The organism is Bacteroidota bacterium, assembly GCA_038746285.1.
Classification (GTDB): domain Bacteria; phylum Bacteroidota; class Rhodothermia; order Rhodothermales; family JANQRZ01; genus JANQRZ01.
In genome coordinates this window covers 1-16,987 of sequence record JBCDKT010000008.1, presented here as the reverse complement: position 1 = coordinate 16,987, position 16,987 = coordinate 1, and the positions used below count along the sequence as shown (strand labels likewise).

General features: G+C 68.6%; 17 protein-coding genes and 1 pseudogene. 7 read left to right on the top strand and 11 right to left on the bottom strand.

Annotated features, from left to right (window positions below):
- Window positions 1-24: 24 nt before the first annotated feature.
- The 4 genes from AAGI91_04135 to AAGI91_04120 all read right to left on the bottom strand — a co-directional run bounded on the left by AAGI91_04135 (window position 25) and on the right by AAGI91_04120 (window position 5,009).
- Window positions 25-2,394 carry an ABC transporter permease gene (locus tag AAGI91_04135; GenBank protein ID MEM1041798.1) on the bottom strand — a complete coding sequence of 790 codons (2,370 nt, stop codon included), beginning with the start codon at window positions 2,392-2,394 and terminating at the stop codon, window positions 25-27.
- Window positions 2,395-2,420: 26 nt separating this feature from the next.
- Entirely contained in the window at window positions 2,421-2,807 is a 387-nt protein-coding gene (locus tag AAGI91_04130; protein MEM1041797.1) for a hypothetical protein, read from the bottom strand.
- 23 nt (window positions 2,808-2,830) lie between these two features.
- Window positions 2,831-3,574 carry an ABC transporter ATP-binding protein gene (locus tag AAGI91_04125; GenBank protein ID MEM1041796.1) on the bottom strand — a complete coding sequence of 248 codons (744 nt, stop codon included), beginning with the start codon at window positions 3,572-3,574 and terminating at the stop codon, window positions 2,831-2,833.
- A gap of 91 nt (window positions 3,575-3,665) precedes the next feature.
- Window positions 3,666-5,009, bottom strand: a complete 1,344-nt coding sequence (locus tag AAGI91_04120) for an HlyD family efflux transporter periplasmic adaptor subunit (GenBank protein MEM1041795.1) — start codon at window positions 5,007-5,009, stop codon at window positions 3,666-3,668.
- 312 nt (window positions 5,010-5,321) lie between these two features.
- Here AAGI91_04120 and AAGI91_04115 point away from each other — a divergent pair, with 312 nt between their 5' ends.
- The 7 genes from AAGI91_04115 to AAGI91_04085 all read left to right on the top strand — a co-directional run bounded on the left by AAGI91_04115 (window position 5,322) and on the right by AAGI91_04085 (window position 11,283).
- On the top strand, window positions 5,322-6,710 hold the full coding sequence (locus AAGI91_04115) for a sigma-54 dependent transcriptional regulator (protein MEM1041794.1): 1,389 nt from the start codon (window positions 5,322-5,324) through the stop codon (window positions 6,708-6,710).
- A gap of 143 nt (window positions 6,711-6,853) precedes the next feature.
- Complete coding sequence (locus AAGI91_04110) at window positions 6,854-8,215, top strand: ATP-binding protein (GenBank protein MEM1041793.1); 1,362 nt, start codon at window positions 6,854-6,856, stop codon at window positions 8,213-8,215.
- A 100-nt stretch (window positions 8,216-8,315) separates the two neighbouring features.
- Window positions 8,316-8,879 carry a Panacea domain-containing protein gene (locus AAGI91_04105; protein ID MEM1041792.1) on the top strand — a complete coding sequence of 188 codons (564 nt, stop codon included), beginning with the start codon at window positions 8,316-8,318 and terminating at the stop codon, window positions 8,877-8,879.
- 2 nt (window positions 8,880-8,881) lie between these two features.
- Entirely contained in the window at window positions 8,882-9,013 is a 132-nt protein-coding gene (locus tag AAGI91_04100; GenBank protein MEM1041791.1) for a hypothetical protein, read from the top strand.
- Window positions 9,014-9,199 (top strand): hypothetical protein, encoded by a 186-nt coding sequence (locus tag AAGI91_04095; protein ID MEM1041790.1) that lies wholly within the window; start codon window positions 9,014-9,016, stop codon window positions 9,197-9,199.
- Between the two features lie 8 nt (window positions 9,200-9,207).
- Entirely contained in the window at window positions 9,208-9,975 is a 768-nt protein-coding gene (locus AAGI91_04090) for a TIGR01458 family HAD-type hydrolase (GenBank protein ID MEM1041789.1), read from the top strand.
- Between the two features lie 528 nt (window positions 9,976-10,503).
- On the top strand, window positions 10,504-11,283 hold the full coding sequence (locus tag AAGI91_04085; protein MEM1041788.1) for a transposase: 780 nt from the start codon (window positions 10,504-10,506) through the stop codon (window positions 11,281-11,283).
- Between the two features lie 294 nt (window positions 11,284-11,577).
- Here AAGI91_04085 and AAGI91_04080 read toward each other — a convergent pair whose 3' ends face one another.
- From AAGI91_04080 to AAGI91_04050, 7 genes and pseudogenes are all read right to left on the bottom strand, one after another.
- On the bottom strand, window positions 11,578-13,227 hold the full coding sequence (locus AAGI91_04080; GenBank protein ID MEM1041787.1) for a Zn-dependent hydrolase: 1,650 nt from the start codon (window positions 13,225-13,227) through the stop codon (window positions 11,578-11,580).
- A 153-nt stretch (window positions 13,228-13,380) separates the two neighbouring features.
- Window positions 13,381-14,346 carry a ChaN family lipoprotein gene (locus tag AAGI91_04075; protein MEM1041786.1) on the bottom strand — a complete coding sequence of 322 codons (966 nt, stop codon included), beginning with the start codon at window positions 14,344-14,346 and terminating at the stop codon, window positions 13,381-13,383.
- Window positions 14,347-14,348: 2 nt separating this feature from the next.
- Complete coding sequence (locus AAGI91_04070; GenBank protein ID MEM1041785.1) at window positions 14,349-15,845, bottom strand: DEAD/DEAH box helicase; 1,497 nt, start codon at window positions 15,843-15,845, stop codon at window positions 14,349-14,351.
- A gap of 107 nt (window positions 15,846-15,952) precedes the next feature.
- Window positions 15,953-16,240 (bottom strand): type II toxin-antitoxin system RelE/ParE family toxin, encoded by a 288-nt coding sequence (locus tag AAGI91_04065; protein ID MEM1041784.1) that lies wholly within the window; start codon window positions 16,238-16,240, stop codon window positions 15,953-15,955.
- Window positions 16,237-16,443, bottom strand: a complete 207-nt coding sequence (locus tag AAGI91_04060) for a hypothetical protein (GenBank protein MEM1041783.1) — start codon at window positions 16,441-16,443, stop codon at window positions 16,237-16,239. Before AAGI91_04060 ends, AAGI91_04065 begins: the two co-directional genes overlap by 4 nt.
- A 54-nt stretch (window positions 16,444-16,497) precedes the next feature.
- Window positions 16,498-16,728, bottom strand: a pseudogene (locus AAGI91_04055) (AbgT family transporter).
- Window positions 16,689-16,987, bottom strand: a 299-nt coding sequence (locus AAGI91_04050; GenBank protein ID MEM1041782.1) for a hypothetical protein, incomplete at its 5' end; no start/stop codon positions are given. The gene AAGI91_04050 and the pseudogene AAGI91_04055, both read right to left, overlap by 40 nt.

Sequence of the window (16,987 nt, the reverse complement as noted above, 5' to 3'; positions counted from 1 at the left end):
GTAGGGGTTTGATTAATCAAACCCCTACTCGTAGCGGAGCGATTCGACCGGGTCGGCGAGCGCGGCCCGCGCAGCCTGGTAGCCCACCGTCACCAGCGCGACGGCGAGCGCCAGGCCGCCCGCCAGCACGAACAGCCCCAGCCTGAGGTCGATCCGGTAGGCGAAGGCCTCCAGCCAGCGCTGCATGGCGAGGTACGCCACCGGCACCGCCAGGGCGAAGGCGACGAGGACGAGGACGACGAAGTCCTTCGAGAGCAGTGCCACGATGTGGGCGACACTCGCGCCGAGGACCTTGCGCACGCCGATCTCCTTCGTCCGCCGCTGCGCGGTGTAGGCCGCCAGCCCGAACAGCCCGAGGCAGCCGATCAGCACCGCGAGGCCGGCGAACACCCCGAACAGCGCCGACAGCCGTTCCTCGGTGCGGTACTGCGCCGCGAGGTTGTCGGCGAGGAACGAGTAGGCGAACGGCAGGTCCGAGAAGCGGTCCCACCGTGCGTCGATCTGTTCGAGCGTGGCCGGCACCCGGTCGGGCGCCAGGCGGACGGCGACGTAGCGCGGGTCCCGGAGCGGCCCGAAGAGGACCAGGGGGTAGACCTCTGCGTGCAGCGAGCGGTAGTGGAAATCTTCAGTCACGCCGGCTACCCGGTACGGCCGGTCGCTGCGCTCGTCGCGCATCAAGGTCTGGCCCAGCGCCTCCTCCGGCGACCAGCCGTAGTCGCGCGCGGCGGCCTCGTTGATCAGCACCGAGAACGAGTCCGTCGCCAGGCTCCGCGACAGGCTGCGCCCGGCCACGATCTCGATGCCGAACAGGTCGGTGTAGTCGAAGTCGACGAACGAGTAGTCGAGGTTGTGCGCCTCGCCGCCCGGCTCCATCGCCGGCCACATCGAGTTCATAAAGAGCCTCCCCGGCACCGAGAAGCCGGACGTGACGCCCTCGACCCCCGGCAACGCCGCGATCTCGTCTTCGAACGCCGCCCGCCGTCCGTCGAGCGTCTCCACCTCCTCGATCAGCAGCACGTTCGCCTGATCGAAGCCGAGGCCCTGGCTCTGCATAAAGTCGAGCTGGCTGAAGACGATGGCCGTGCCTGCCAGGAGCGCGATCGAGAGCGCGAACTGGAAGACCACGAGGCCCTGGCGCAGCCGGTGGCCGCCGCGCCCGTCGCGCCCCGCACCTTTGAGGACGCGCGCCGGCCGGTAACCGCTCAGCACGAACGCCGGGTAGCCGCCCGCCAGCAGGCCCACCGCCAGCGCCAGCGCGACAGTCCACAGCGCCTGCGGTCCGCCGAGGACAGCGCCCAGGCTCAGCGCCTTGCCCGAAAGCTGTTCGAGGAAGGGCAGGCATAGGCTGCTCAGGCCCAGGGCCAGCACGAGCGCGCCCAGGCTCAGCAGGACCGACTCGCTCAGGAACTGCCGCACGAGCTGCCCCCGGCTTGCCCCCAGCGTCTTGCGCATCCCGACCTCCTTCGCCCGCTCCGCCGACCGCGCCGTGGCGAGGTTCACGAAGTTGATCCCGGCCAGCAGCAGGATGAAGACAGCCAGCGCCGCGAAGATGAATACGTAGAGCACGTTGCCGCTCGACTCGATCTCAACCGGGACGCCGTGCCCGAGGTGGATGCCGGTGATCGGCTGGAGGTGCGGGATGAACGCGTCGCCGCCCCCGATCATGGCCGCCTCGCGCTCGTTCCGGGCCTGCGTATGGGGCTGGATGACCTCGGCGATCTGGGCGAGGGCGGCACCGGCCGGCTGCCCGTCACGGAGCCGCACGTAGGTCGCGTAGTTGTTATAGCCCCACCCCATGTCCGTCGTCCCGAGCGGCGCGACGAAATCGAACTGCAGGTGCGAGTTGGCGGGCGCGTTCGCCGCCACCGCCGTCACCTCCAGGTCCTCGCCCCCGACGCGCAGCGTTTGCCCGAGCGGATCGGTACCGGGGAAATACTTCGCTGCCATCGCTTCCGTGAGGACGACCGTGCCGGGCTGGCCGAGCCGGGCTTCGCCGCGCAGAGTCGGGAACGAGAACACGTCGAAGAACGCGGCATCGGCCCGGAGGACGTCCGGCTCGACGAACGTCGACGTGCCGCGCTCGACGACGGGCGCGGTCCGAAGCACGCGCACCGCCAGGTCGACGGCGGCGACCCCGTCCTCCAGCGCGGGGGCCAGCGCGGACGGCGTTGTCCCGATTGTGGCCTGGAGGTCGGGAATGTCGAACTCGCGGAGGACGCGGTACGTCCGGTCGGCGTCGGCGTGGAAGCGGTCGTAGCTCAGTTCGTCCTGCACCCACAGCGCGATCAGCAGGCACGCCGCCATCCCGACCGCGAGGCCGACGATGGTGATCGCCGTCGTGCCGGGCTGCTGGCGCAGTGCGCGGAGGGCGGTCTTGAGGTAGTTCTTCCACATGGCAGGCGGAGCGCCGGTCAGACGCGTTACTCTCCCGAGCGCTCGGCTTGCCAGGACTGGAGCAGGTCGCGGTCGGGCGAGTACGTCACGCCCTCCAGGCGGCCGTCGACGAGGCGACCCGTGGTGACGTAGCGCGACGAGCGGTCCATCGTCACAAAAGCGAAGACGACCCCATCTTGCCCCAGACTCACCCGGCCGAACTGCACCGCCGATCCGTAGAACACGCCGGCCAGCGCGCCGTCGGCCACGGAGGAGATGATGAGCTCCTGGTAGTACGGCTCGGCGTCGGGGGTCGGGCGGAGGTCCACCTGCCACGTCCCGACCAGGTCGTCGGTGAGTGCGAGCGGCTCGTCGGTCGGGGCGACGGTTGTGAGCGGGGCGAGGAGCGCGAGGACAGCGAGGAGGGTTTTCATGGCCCAGGCGGTTAGGTGACTGGTTACGAGGGGTTCTGCTCGTTCTGCTGGGGACTCGGGTCGCTCTGCTGGTGCGGGAGCGCGTACTCCTTCTCCATAAAGTGCTCGCTCACCACCTGCCCGTCGAAGAGGTTGATGACCCGGTGCGCGAACTCGGCGTCGGCCGGGGAGTGCGTCACCATGACGATCGTCGCCCCGGCCTCGTTGAGTTCGGAGAGCAGCTTCATCACCTCGTCGCCGTTGGTCGAGTCGAGGTTGCCCGTCGGCTCGTCGGCGAGGATGAGCTGGGGGCTGGCGACGACGGCGCGGGCGATGGCGACGCGCTGCTGCTGGCCGCCGGAGAGCTGCTGCGGGAAGTGGTCCCGCCGGTGCGCCATCCCGACCCGGTCGAGCGCGGCCTCGGTCCGCTCCTTGCGCTCCTTCGACGAGATCGAGAGGTAGAGCAGCGGGAGCTCGACGTTTTCGTAGACCGTCAGCTCGTCGATCAGGTTGAAGCTCTGGAAGACGAACCCGAGCGTGCCCCGGCGGAGGTCGGCCCGGCGGCGCTCGCCTGCGCCCGAGACGTCGGTGCCGTCGAAGACGAACTGCCCGCCCGAGGGCTGGTCCAAGAGGCCGAGGATGTTGAGCAGCGTCGACTTGCCGCAGCCCGAGGGCCCCATGATCGCGATGAACTCGCCGGTCTTGATGTCGAGCGTGACGTTCGCGAGCGCCGTCGTCTCGACCTCGTCGGTCGTGTAGACCTTGCGCAGCCCTTCGGTGCGGATCAGCGGCCGGCGGTCGGAGATGTCGATGTGGGTCATGGGTATCGGGTTGGATGGGTGGCGTAGGGGCACACCGGCGGTGTGGCCCTACAAACGTTCATTTCAGCACGAGGCGGTCGGCGTCGCCGAAGGTGTCGTAGCCCGAGGTGACGACGCGGTCGCCGGGCTGGAGGCCCTCGGCGACCTCGAAGAACTGTGGGTTCTGGCGGCCGAGGCGGATCGGGCGCTGCACGGCCTCGCCGCCGCCGCCGGTGAGGACGTAGACCCAGTTGCCGCCCGTCGTCGTGAAGAAGCCGCCGCGCGGGAGCAGGAGCGCCTCGGCCGACTCGCCGAGCTCGAGGCGGATGCGGAGGCTCTGGCCGCGCCGCACGTCCGGCACAGCGCCGGCGAACTCCATGTCCACCTCGAACCGTCCGTTCACGACTTCGGGAAAGACTTTCGCGACGTCGAGCGTGTAGGTTGCGCCGCTGACGGTCACCTGCCCGCGCTGGCCCGGCGCGACGCGGGCGATGTAGTGCTCGTCGATCGGCACGCGGACCTTGACCCCGTCGAGGTCGTCGATCTGCCCGATCCGGGACCCGGCCGGGCGGCTCGCCCCGATTTCGGCATCGAGCGCCGAGAGTTGGCCCGCGATCGGGGCGCGGACGACGAGGTTGTCCATCGCCTGCTGGACGAGCGCGAGGTTCTGCTGGAGCCGGGCGAGCTGGCCGCTCATCTGGGCGAGCTGGAGTGCGCGCGCGAGCGAGTCCTGGCGGTAGCCCTGCCGCGTCAGTTCGAGGCGCTGCTGCGTGTACTCGTACTCGTCGCGGACCTCCTCGAACTCCCGCTCGGCGATCACGCGCTGGCTGAAGAGGTCGCGGTTGCGCTCGTACTCGCGGCGCAGCCGGGTGCGGTCGTACTCGAGCTGGGTGAGCTGCTGGCGGAGGTTGAGTTCGTTCTGGTCGAGGGCGAGGCGGGTGTTGCGGATGTTGTTGATCTGCTCGGTGAGCTGCGCCTCGTTGCCGAGCGTCTGGAGCGTCAGGTTGTCGTTCGAGAGCCGGACGAGCGGCTGGCCCGCCTGGACGACCGCCCCCTCTTCGGCGTACCGCTCCTGGACCTGCCCGCCGACGACGGCGTCGAGGTAGATCGTCCGGATCGGGAGCGCGGAGCCGGTGACGGAGACATACTCCTGGAACGTCCCGCGCTCGACGGTCGAGATCGTCAGCCGGTCGGCCTCGACGTTGTAGCGCCGCCCGCCGCGCTGCGAAAGGAAGGCCCACGCGACGAGTGCAACGAGCGCGAGCACCCCAGCGACGAGCGCGATCCGCTTCGGCGTCCACGTCTTCTTCTCGACGCGGCGGTCCACCCCCTCACCGCCACCGGAGCGCGAACCGATGGGCTGGGAGAGGATACCGTTTTGCGACGCAGAGGTCGTCGGTTTCGAGGTCCGGTCGTCGGGCATGAGTGGGAAGCAGGAAGGCGGAGTGATGGAATATCGAATGGCAACGGGTATGCCAGGCCCGGCACCTCCCCTATTCTACCACATCGCCCCTATTTTCGCTCTCGGACTGTGCGCTCCCGCACACCGACCGTGCGCCAGCGCCCACCGCACGCCCTGCCGCTGCGGCGTGCCGATGCCTCAGCGCGAAGGCACAGCGTTGGTGCATGACCCGGACGGGGTGCCACAGTCAGGGCGAACGCCGTTCGCCCCTACGGTACCCGTCTGTCTACCGTCTCACCGTCCGCCGTCTCACCGTCTCACCGTCCACCGACCGTGTCCCCTCGCGCCCTCATCATCGACGACAACGAGGACATCCTCACCGCCGTCCGCCTCCTCCTCGGCGGGCGCGGCTTCGACGTCACCACGGCGACCTCGCCCGACGCGCTCCCGGCGCTCCTCCGCGAGGAGGCCTTCGACGCGATCCTGCTCGACATGAACTTCCAGCGCGACGCCTCGTCCGGCAAAGAAGGCCTGCACTGGCTCGACCGCATCCTGACGTTCGACCCGGCGGCGGCGGTCGTGATGATTACGGCCTACGGCGACGTGGACCTCGCGGTGCGGGCGATGAAGCGCGGGGCCCTCGACTTCGTGACGAAGCCGTGGCAGAACGAGAAGCTCGTCGCCACGATCTCGGCGGCGGCCCGGCTCCGGCGGACGCGCGCCGAGGCGGAGCGACTCCGCGCCCAGCGCGACGCCCTCGGCGACGACCTCGACGGCCGGCTCGGCGAGATCATCGGCCAGAGCGCGGCGATGCAGGCCGTCTTCGAGACCGTCCGCAAGGTCGCCCCGACGAACGCCAATGTCCTCATCCTCGGCGAGAACGGGACCGGCAAGGAGCTCGTCGCCCGCGCCCTCCACCGCTTCTCAGGCCGCGCCGACGAGGTCTTCGTCGGGGTCGACCTCGGCGCGCTCTCGGAGAGCCTGTTCGAGAGCGAGCTCTTTGGCCACGTCAAGGGGGCCTTCACCGGGGCCGACGACGACCGGGCGGGCCGCTTCGAGGTGGCAACGGGCGGGACGCTCTTCCTCGACGAGATCGGCAACATCCCGCCGGTGCAGCAGCAGAAGCTCCTCACCGTACTCCAGCAGCGCGAAGTCACGCGCGTCGGCTCTGCGGCGGCGCGGCCGGTCGACATCCGCCTCGTCTCGGCAACGAACCGGCCGATCTACGAGTCGGTCCGGGAGGGCACGTTCCGGCAGGACCTCCTCTACCGGATCAACACGGTCGAGGTCCGGCTCCCGCCGCTGCGCGAGCGCGACGGCGACCTCGGCCTCCTCGCCGAGCACTTCGCCGGAGTCTACGCCCGGAAGTACGACAAGCCGGTCGCCGGACTGTCCGAGGCGGCCCTTGAGAAGATGGAGGGCTACACCTGGCCCGGCAACGTCCGTGAACTCCAGCACACCGTCGAGCGCGCCGTGATCCTCTCCGACACGTCGACGCTTCAGCCGGCCGACCTGATGTTCTCCGCCCCGTCCGACGACAGCCTCGACGCCGAGCGCGGCGAGGCGCTCTTGGCCTTGGAGTCGTTCGACCTCGAAGCCGTCGAGCGCGAGGTGATCCGCAAGGCGCTCTCGAAGCACGGCGGCAACATCAGCCGCGCCGCCGAGGCCCTCGGCCTGACGCGCAAGTCGCTCTACCGCCGGATCGAGAAGTACGGGCTTTGAAGGAGGATAGAGGGTCGAAGATGGAGGATCGCTGGTGAGCACCGACGGTGGCTCTGCGCTCGGGATTGCTTTCCCATCTTCTATCCTCTACTCTCTATCCTCATTCGCCATCATCTCTTCAGCGCAAATCCGGTAACCTCGCCATGACGGCCCCTCCCAGGCTCCGCCGGTTGCTCCGCCGCTACCGCGTCCAGCTCGCGCTCCGCCTCGTGGCGCTGTGCGCGACGGTGGGAGCGGCGGTGTGGCTCGCCGCTGCGGGGCCGGCGACGTGGATCGGGGTGACGGTGCTCGCGGTGCTCGCCGGGCTGTGGCAGGCCTGGGCGCTCGTCCGCTACACCGAGCGCACGCCGCGCGACCTCCTCCGCTTCCTGGAAGCGATCCGCTACGACGACCTCTCGCTGACGGTCCCGGCGCGCGGCCAGGGGCCGATGTTCGAGGCCATCGCCGACCGCTTCGCCGAGGTCTCCGACGCTTTCCGGCAGCTTCGCACCGAGCGCGAGGAGCAGGCGCAGGTGCTCCAGACCGTCGTCCGGCACGTCGGCGTGTCGCTGATCGCGTTTCGGGCGGACGGCGAGGTGATCCTCTTCAACCGGGCAGCGAAGCGGCTCCTCGGGCGGCCCCGCCTCCGGCACGTCAGCGGCCTCGCCCCGCTCGGCTCGCGGCTCGTGGAGACGCTGCCCGCCCTCGGCTCCGGCGAGCGCACTCTCGTCCGTGTCGAGCGCAGCGACCGCGTGCTCGACCTCGCCGTCCACGCCGCGCAGTTCCGTCTCGCCGGCGAGCCCCACACGCTCGTCTCGCTCCAGGACATCCGCAGCGAGCTCGAAGAGAAGGAGATGGAGGCATGGCAGCAACTCACGCGCGTACTCACCCACGAGATCGTCAACTCGGTCGCGCCGATTGCCTCGCTCGCGGCGACGGCCAACCAACTCCTGCACCGCAACGGAGAAGCCGAGGTGCCGCTCGGCGACGCCCGCGAGGCGCTCCAGACCATCGAGCGGCGGAGCCAGGGGCTGATCCACTTCGTCGAGTCCTACCGCAGCCTCACCAAGATCCCGAAGCCAACCTTCGCGCTCTTCCCCATTGCCGACCTCTTCGCCAACGTGCGGACGCTCCTGCGGACCTCGATGGCCGAGCAGGGCGTCGCGCTCGTGGTCGAGGTCGTCCCCCCGACGCTGGAGCTGGCCGCCGACGAGGAGCTGATCGAGCAGGTGCTGATCAACCTCCTGCTCAACGCGATGCAGGCGCTCGCCGGGCAGCCCGACGCCCGCATCACGCTCCGGGCCCGCGTCGGCGAGACAGGGCAGGTGATGATCGAGGTGCAGGACAACGGGCCAGGGATCGAGCCCGAGGCGCGCGAGCGCATCTTCGTCCCGTTCTTCACCACCAAGACGACGGGCAGCGGGATCGGCCTCAGCCTGAGCCGTCAGATCCTCCGGCTCCACGGCGGCACGCTCACCGTCCGCTCCGAGCCGGGCATCGAGACCGCCTTCATCCTCCGCTTCTGAGCGTCCGAGTGAAGCTGAGGTAGACTGCGGGCGATACGCGCTACATCGAGCGCCGTGAAACGCCGTGAAACGTTCTGCGACCCCAGCGTATACTTCCGCCATGACGCCTGCCCCGGACATATCGCTCGACCGAGAGAAGCTGAAGGCGCTCGTGCACTACGTCTGCCACCGTGCCCCGGAGGACCGGCTGGGCAAGACGAAGCTGAACAAGATTCTCTACTACTCGGACATCGAGGCCTACGTCGCGCTCGGCGCACCGATCACGGGCGAGGTCTACGTCAAGCACCAATACGGCCCCGTCTCGGCTCACATCGACGAGGTGCTGGAAGAGTTGAAGGCGGAGCAGGCGCTCGCCATCGCCGAGGCATCAGGCTTCCACGTCTACTCCGGGCAGCGGTACCGGCAGTACCGCTACGTCTCACTGCGCCGCCCGAGCGTCCAGTCGTTTACGGCAGACGAGATCGCGATTGTGGAGGAGACCCTGGACGACATCTGCCAGAACTACACGGCGCGCGAGATCAGCGAAGCCTCGCACGGGCTGGTCTGGCAGAGCGCCCGGATCGGGGAGGAGCTACCCTACTACACAGCGTTCAGTCACTTCGTCGGGGAGATCAACCCGGACGACGTGCGCTGGGCAGACCAGCATCTTGCGAGCCGGAGGTAGGGGTGGACCCGTTCCCCGACCTCGGCGACGACGCGACCGGCCCGCCGCGCTCGGTGGTCTACGAAGAGGTCGCCGCACACCACGTCGACGAGCAAGCCGAGCGCTACCCGCGCTTGCCTAGCATTATGCAGTAGGTGGAGTGGCAACTCGCGCGGAACCCCGGTAACCGCTACGCCGAGCAGATGCCCTTCCCGAACGCCGACACCTGGCTGTTCAAGATCGGGCCCTACCCGTCGCTCGGTATCCCGGCTGTCCTCACGCTCTACCGCTTCAACGAAGCGCAGGTGACGATCTGGGACGTGCGCGTCTCCGACAGATGAGAAGCGATATGCTCCACCCCGACCTCGCCGGCGTTCGCGGCCTGCTCCTCGACCTCGACGGGACACTGTACGCCTCTGGTGCTCCCATCCCTGGGGCCATCGAGACGGTGCGAGCGCTGGCCGAGGCGGGCATCCCGTTTCGCTACGTCACGAACACCACCTCGCGCTGCCGCGCCGACGTGGCGGCGAAGCTGGACGCCTTCGGGTTTCCCTCTAGCGAGGCGCTCATCGTCAGCCCGCCCCACGCGGCGGCGAGGCTCCTCCGCGAGCGCGGCGCGAGCGCCCACCTCCTCGTCCCCGACGCGACGCGGCCCGACTTCGACGGCATTCCGACGAGCGACGAGTCGCCGGACGCCGTCGTGCTTGGCGATCTCGGGACGAACTGGACGTTCGAGGCCCTGAACCGCGCGTTCCGACTGGTCCATGCCGGGGCCGACCTCGTCGCGCTCGGGCGGACGCGCTACTGGCAGACCGACGGCGGGCTGCAACTCGACGTGGGCGCGTTTGTCGCAGCGCTCGAATACGCCACGGGCAAAGACGTCACCGTCGTCGGCAAGCCCGAGCCGCAGTTTTTTCTCGATGCCGTCGCAGATCTCGGGCTGGACCCATCGGACGTCGCGCTCGTCGGCGACGACGCAGAGACCGACGTGCGCGCCGCGCAGCGGGCCGGGCTGACCGGCGTGCTCGTCCGCACCGGCAAGTTCCGCGAGGCCGATCTAGGCGGCGCGCCGAAGATCGACCTCGTGCTAGACTCCGTCGCCGATCTGCTCGGCTGAGGAGAAGAGCGGTAGAAGTGATCGTGCTCTAGGGACGTTACCTTATCCTAGCTTCGTCAGTGCGTCGAAAAAATAGACACCACCCGTTAAATTCAAAACATCGCTTCAGAATCAGTGTCAGAAAATAGTGTCTTAGATCTCTGTACACGACAAAACGAGATAAGCCCGCATAGGAGCGGGGCTTGGCAAGATAGCTAGCTTGTGGTTTCGACGCCCGAGCCTCACCATCTGCCAAGCCCGCCCCATGTCTGACGTTAACGCTCTTATGGCCGTGTTGCAACCCCACCTTCGGCTCCACCGTGCGCGCCTCTTCACCCTCGCTGCCCTCGTGCTGGCGCTCGTCCGGTTCCGCACCACCAACCTCGCCCGCCTCTGCCTCGCCCTACCGGGGCGCACCCACGAGATGAGCGCCTACCGCCGCCTCCAGCGCTTCTTCGCCGAGGTCGCCCTCGACGCCGAGCGCCTCCACGGCCTACTGCTGAGCCTTGCCCCGGACGAGCCGCTCACGCTCGCGCTCGGCCGCACCGAGTGGAAGACCGCCGGGCAACGCACAACCTGCTCGTCGTCGGCTACCTCCAGCACGGCGTGGTCGTGCCGCTGGCGTGGCGCGCGCTCGGCAAGCGCGGATCGAGCCACCAGACCGAACGCATCGCCTTGCTCACGGCGCTCTTCGAGCGCTCGCCGCCCGAGCGCGTGGCGGCCCTGCTCGGCGACCGCGAGTTCATCGGCAAAGACTTCCTCGGCTGGCTTGACCGGCGCGGGGTCTGCTTCGTGATCCGGGCGCGCAAGAACGCCTGGCTCGAGTGCGTCGGCTCAGGCGTAGCCTCAGGCGTAGCCTACCAAGCGGCCCCGCTGTTCGCGCTGCTCCGGGACGGTGGTCGGCGGCGTCTGCGCGGGAAGTGGCAGGTCTACGGGACCGCGTGCTTCGTGACGGCCACGCGCAGAGACGGCTCAGTGTGGGTGCTGATCTCGAACCGCTGTCCCAACCGGGCCGAGGTGCTCTACCGTCAGCGCTGGCAGATCGAGACCATGTTCGGTGTGCTCAAGGGCCGAGGCTTCGACCTGGAGGCGACGCACCTAGCAGCCCCGGAGCGCATCGAGCGTCTGTTCGGGGTGCTCGCCGTCGCGCTGGTGTGGGTGCTCTCGGTGGGCCGGTGGCGAGTGCTCGTGCGCCCGGCGCGTCGCGCCTCGCATGGTCGCCCTCGCCGTTCGCTCTTCCGCACGGGCCTCGATGGCCTGACGAGGCTGTTGGTTCACGGTGAATCAAGACAGCTACGCCGCACCTTCCAAGTTTTGTCGTGTACTTAGGTCTTAGATATACTGATAGTGCTTTTTACCATCTTTGGCCTCCGGACCACAGTACAGTATGCCCAGCTTTACCGTCAGCACAGGAAGATAAGGCTTGTAATCATGTGCCTGTCGTCTCTTGCGACGACGGCTGCGATGTTCTCACTTCTGTTCGTGGACGGATAATTACCGCTCACTCGCTTCGACCCTCATTCCCGGTCCTACACAACGTGCGTGTTCGAGGCTGTTTCGATCCTCCTCGCTAGACGGTGGACATGAGAGTCCTCAGCGCCGTCCGTTGTGGGTGGATCACGATCACAGGCCAAGTACGTCAGCGCCTTGCTCGAATACGATGTCTACGGGGATCTGCGCCTCCTGCAAGCGGTCGAGGTCGTTCTGCAGGTCCGGCCCGATCTGGGCGTACGCCTCGATGAAGGCCGCGACGCTGTCGTAGTCGCCGTCGCCCTGGAAGCGGAGGATCTGCTCGCTGAGCATGTCCACGACCGCGCCGACGCGGTCCTCGTTGATCTGGTAGCGCCCGACCTCGTTGCGCGAGAACGCGCCGTTTTCGAGGAAGTAGTTGAACCGGATCAGGTTCGCCTGCCCGTGTGCGGACGAGGCACCGAAGCGGGTCGAGCGGAAGATCGAGGCGAGGAAGGTGACGTAGTTGTCCATCAGCTCGCCGCCGACCTCGCCGTCGGCATGCAGCGCCTGGATCATGTAGAGCCCGAGCACGTCAGCCTTGCCCTCTTCGAGCGCGCTCGCGTGCTCCTGGATGGCCTCGCGGACCGTCTGGCTGCCGTCGAGCGTGTTTTTGATCCCGAGGCCGTGGGCGACCTCGTGGAACATCGTGTTGGCGAAGAAGGCGTCGAAGGTGACGTGCTGGCGCTGCTCGGGGACGATCAGCTCGTCGGCAATCGGCTCGAGGATCTGGTCGAACTTGGCCCGCATTGCGTTCTTGAGCTGGAGCCGCCGCGAGCCCTTCTGAAGCTGCACCTCTTCGTCGTTCGGGAGGTTGACGGCAATCGTCTTCGAGCCCGCGTTCGCGTCGCCGGCGTAGTAGACCACGTCGTAGGCCCCGAGGTCGGCGTTCGAGCCAGGCTCCTCCTGCTTGTACTCGTCCGGGACGGGGAGGCCGCGCTGAAGCTCGGGCAGGAGCGTGGCGTAGCGGGCGAGGCGCTCGCTCCAGGCTTTGTCCTTGACGAGGACGTAGGCTTCGTTGGCCGCCTTCGCCCCCATCAGCCGGTCCTCGTAGGTCTCGACCGGCCCGACGACGAAGTCAATCGTGTTGTCCTTCATGTCCATCCACGCGAGGTCGCTCGGCTGGTAGTCGCCCGTGAGGAGGGCATCGGCGCGGAGGCGGAGGTAGCGCCCCAGGCCTGGGTCTTCGGCAAGGTCGGCGGCTTCGCGTAGCTTCTCGGCGGCGAGCTGGTGCTGCGCGGCGAAGGCCTCGTGGTAAGGCACGGCGACGAGGTTACCGTCGGCGTCGCGTTCGACCATCGTGTAGAGACTCAGCAACTCCGGGTTGTCCTCGGCGGCGGCTTCGAGTTCCTCCTTCGTGATGTCGGCCGGGTAGAAGTTCGCGCCGAGCGGCTTGTCCCCCACGCTGGGCAGGAACCCCCCGTCGCCGTCGAGCCGGTCGTGGGGGCCGTAGTTGATCATCGCGTACTCCCGCGCCGGGCCGTCGAGGCGGCCGAGGAGTTCGTCGCGGTCGCCGTAGGCCTGCATCCAAAAGACCTCGTCCATCGCGTCCGAGGCTTCGATGAGGAGCGGAATCATCGCCCGCTCGTTCTCGGTCAGCTCGATGTCGGTCGTGAGGCGGACCGGGGTGTACTGGTCGAGGCGCTGCTGCATCGTCATCTCGACGTCCGAGGCGGTTGCGTCCGGGTCGGCTTCCAGGTCGGGGGTGTCGGCGCAGGCGGCGAAGGTCAAGAGGCAGAGGCTCAGGCAGAGGGAGAGGCGCATGGCGTTGGGCTGGATGGATACAGGCGGATAAAATACCGAGGACGGCGGACAGAGGACGGGACAAGCGGATCGCGTTGCCGAGGCCGCCGCGTTCCACACCGACCGCGTAGGGGCGACCCTATGTGGTCGCCCTCTCCAGGACGGGCACCGCGCCTACTGCCCCGCCGGGTCGGTGACCACAACGAAGCCGGTGCCGTCGGTGCGGAAGGCCGTGGGGTCGAAGGCGGGGAAGGTGTCGCGGGGCTTCATCGTGACGAGGAGCACGCGCGTGCCGGGCCGCAGCCGGGCGAGGTGCTCGGGGATGCCGAGGCCGCCCTCGCTGTGGAACGTCCCGTTGACGTGGACCACGAGCGCGCTCGAATCCGCGTCGAGCGCGTCGGCAATCGCCCCGGCCATCGACACGTCGCGGAGGTTCTGCGCGGCGAGCATGTTCGCCATTGTCGGCATCGCCATCGCCCCGCCATGCACCGGCGCAGCCACCGAGGCAGCAGGAGCTTTCGTGGAGTCCGAACCGGCCGAGTCGGCGGGGGGCGTGTGTGCCGAGCCGTGGCCCATCATCCCTTGCATCACCGCCGTGAACTCGGCGTCGAGCGCGGCCGACGCCGGAGCGACGGGCAGCGCCGGCAGCGTCGCCTTCGCCTCGGCTGAGAGTACGTCGAGGGATTCGGAGCCGAGACGTGAGGTCCGGCTGACGTAGCGGTGCGGCGCGTTCGAGGCCACGACCGGAAGGCCGCGCTCACGGGCGTACTCGACAAGCGGGCGGTAGTCGGTTTCGTAGTTGCCCCACGGCCGGGCGGCGGCGAGGAAGTCGCGCTCGCGGACCAGCCCGGCGAGATACTCGTCGAGCACGCCCTGCACGTCGCGCTCGAACATCTCGAGCGCGAGCACGAGCGGGCGGCCCTGCGCCTGGGCGAGCGAGTCGACTGCCCGGAGGAGGCGGAACTGGAGCGCGTGCGCCACCGCGTCGTCGTGCTGCTCGCCCAGGAAGACGACCTCCGCCTCGGTCATCGCCTCAGCGACGGCCTCGACCGAGACCGAGTCGCCGGTGGCGGTGTACGCGCGGTACGGCTGGGCGATGGCTCCGGCGGCGAAGGCGAGGAAGAGCACGAGGACGCGCATCGCTACCGCCGTCCGCGACTACGACCGCGTGAATCTCGTCCCTTCGGGCGCGGCTCCTGGCGCTCCTGCGCCTCGGACACCGAGGCCGAGGCGTGGAGGCTTTCGTGGTAGACCTCGTCGAGGAGCATCGCCAAGAGCTCCGGTTCCTCGTCGGCGATCAGGCGCTGGGCGAGGGGGACGAAGCGCTGCATCCGCTCGCGCTCCATCCGCGTCCGCTCGCGCAGGCGCTCCTCGAGGAGCACCACCAGCCGCTGCCCGACCCGCTCGGCGATCTCGGCGTCGGTCGGGAGGTCGCGCTTGTCGAGGTCGATGTCGTACTTCTTGGCGATGTCGTCGAGGACGCGCTCGGTCTCTTGGGTGACGATGCTGATGGCGACGCCGGTCTTGCCGGCGCGGGCGGTCCGGCCGGCGCGGTGGATGTAGTACTCGCGGTCCTGCGGGATGTCGTACATGAAGACGTGCGAGAGGTCCGAGATGTCGATCCCGCGCGCGGCCACGTCGGTCGCCACGAGGAACCGGAGCTCGCCCGAGCGGAGGCGGGCCATGACCTTCTCACGGGCTTTTTGCGTGAGGTCCGACGAGATCTCGGCCGCGTCGTGCCCGAAGTTGCGCAGGAATGCGGCGAGGTACTCGACCTCGCGGCGGGTATTGGCGAAGATGATCGCCGCGTCCGGGTTCTCCATCTCGATCAGGCTGACGAGCGCGCGGTCCTTGTCCATCGCGTTCACCTTGTACGAGCGGTGGTCCATCGCGTCGACGTGGACGCGGCCGGACGACAGGGTGAGGAAGCCCGGTTTGTCGAGGAACTCCTCGCCGACGCGCTGCACCTTGAACGGCATCGTCGCCGAGAACATGTAGCTCTGGCGCTCGCGCGGGAGGTAGCGCTGGAGCTTCTTCATCGCCGGGTAGAAGCCCATCGAGAGCATCTCGTCGGCCTCGTCGAGGATGAGGATGCGGAGGCTGTCGAGGCGGAGCGTTCCCTTTTCGAGGTGGTCGAGGACGCGCCCCGGCGTCCCAACGACGAGTTGGGCGCCCTGCTTAAAGGCGTCGATCTGCGGCCCGTAGCCGACCCCGCCGTAGACCGCGACCGCGTGGAGCCGCTCGGCCTCCGGCTGCTCCGCGTTCATCCGGTCGAACTCGGCGAGGATCTGCTTCGCCAACTCCCGCGTCGGGCCGAGCACGAGGGCCTGCATCGCTTTCTCGTGCGGGTCGAGGAGGTCCAGGAGCGGGAGGAGGAAGGCACCCGTCTTGCCCGTCCCGGTGCGCGCCTGGACGATCAGGTCCTGGCCGTCGAGCATGTAGGGGATCGCGCGCTGCTGGACCGGCATCAGGCCCGCCCACCCCGCGCCGCGCACGCCGTCGGCGACGGCCTCGGGGAGATCGGCCACGTCTACGGGCGGGAGGGCGGGGTCGGGTTCCTGGAACCGCTCCTGGGCCTGCTGCTTGCGCTTGGCGTCCTGCGCCTTCTGCGTCAGGTCGATGACGGCTTTGTATACCATTGCGTCGGTCTTTCGAAAGGGGGGATCTGGGACATGGTACGCCGAAGCCCGCGCCTTCGCCACCCCGCCTCACGCGGAGCGACCACCTTTCACCGAAAAAGGGCAGCCTACGGATTCGGCGGGAGCGAGCGCCGACTGTGGATCACGGACAAGATGTCCACCTGCTCCGGCTTGACGCGGTAGATCACGCGGTACGGTCGCTCGATCACCTCGCGGACGTTCTCCTGCTCGTACTCGGGCACGACGCGGCCGGAGCGCGGGAACAGGTCGAGTTGCTCAGCCCGTGTCGCTAACCGTTCGACGAGACGATTCGCCGCTCTCGGGGAACGCTCAGCGATCTGCTCGCGGATGCCGAGGAGTTGATCGAGCGCTTTGTTCGTCCAGTGGACCCTCACTCTGCCGAGCCGATGCCGAAGCGGCTCCGCAGCAGCGCCCGCACCTCGTCGTGGCTGACGGTGCGCCCGGCGTCGCTGTCCTCAAGCCCCTGCTCGATGGACTGGCGGACGTAGAGGCGGTACATCACGTCGTCCCACGTCGCGTCGTCCGGGAGGGTGTCTACGAGGCGTCGGGCTTCAGCTTTGACGGAGGAGGCTGGCATGGCTCTGCAGGTTGCGTCTGCCGTTGTAGGCTGCGCTGCGCCGGTTTGATCCAGCTACGGCGCGGGATACGCGTACGACGCGCTGAGGCCGAGCGGGATGCCGACGGTCCAGTAGAGCAGCAGGAATGCCGACCACGCCACGAGGAACGCCGCCGCGTACGGGATCATCAGCGAGGTCAGCGTCCCGATGTCGGTGCTCTTGACGTAGCGCTGGCAGTAGACCACCACGAGCGGGAAGTACGGCATCAGCGGCGTGATGATGTTGCTCGACGAGTCGCCGACGCGTCAGCGCCCCGGCCGAGAGCCGCGAGCACTGAGGCGCGGATGGCCGTGGTGTAGGAGTCGGTAGCGCCGTTGGCCTCGGCGAGGTCGAGCACGCCGAGCGCGCCCTCGGCGTCGCCCGCGTCGAGCAGGGCCTTCGCCTCATCGCTGTAGAGGGCGGGGTTCCGGCTGCCGCGCTCGATCTCGGCCATCCGCAGCGCCGACGCCTCACCGCCCCGGCCGAGAGCCGCGAGCACTGAGGCGCGGATGGCCGTGGTGTAGG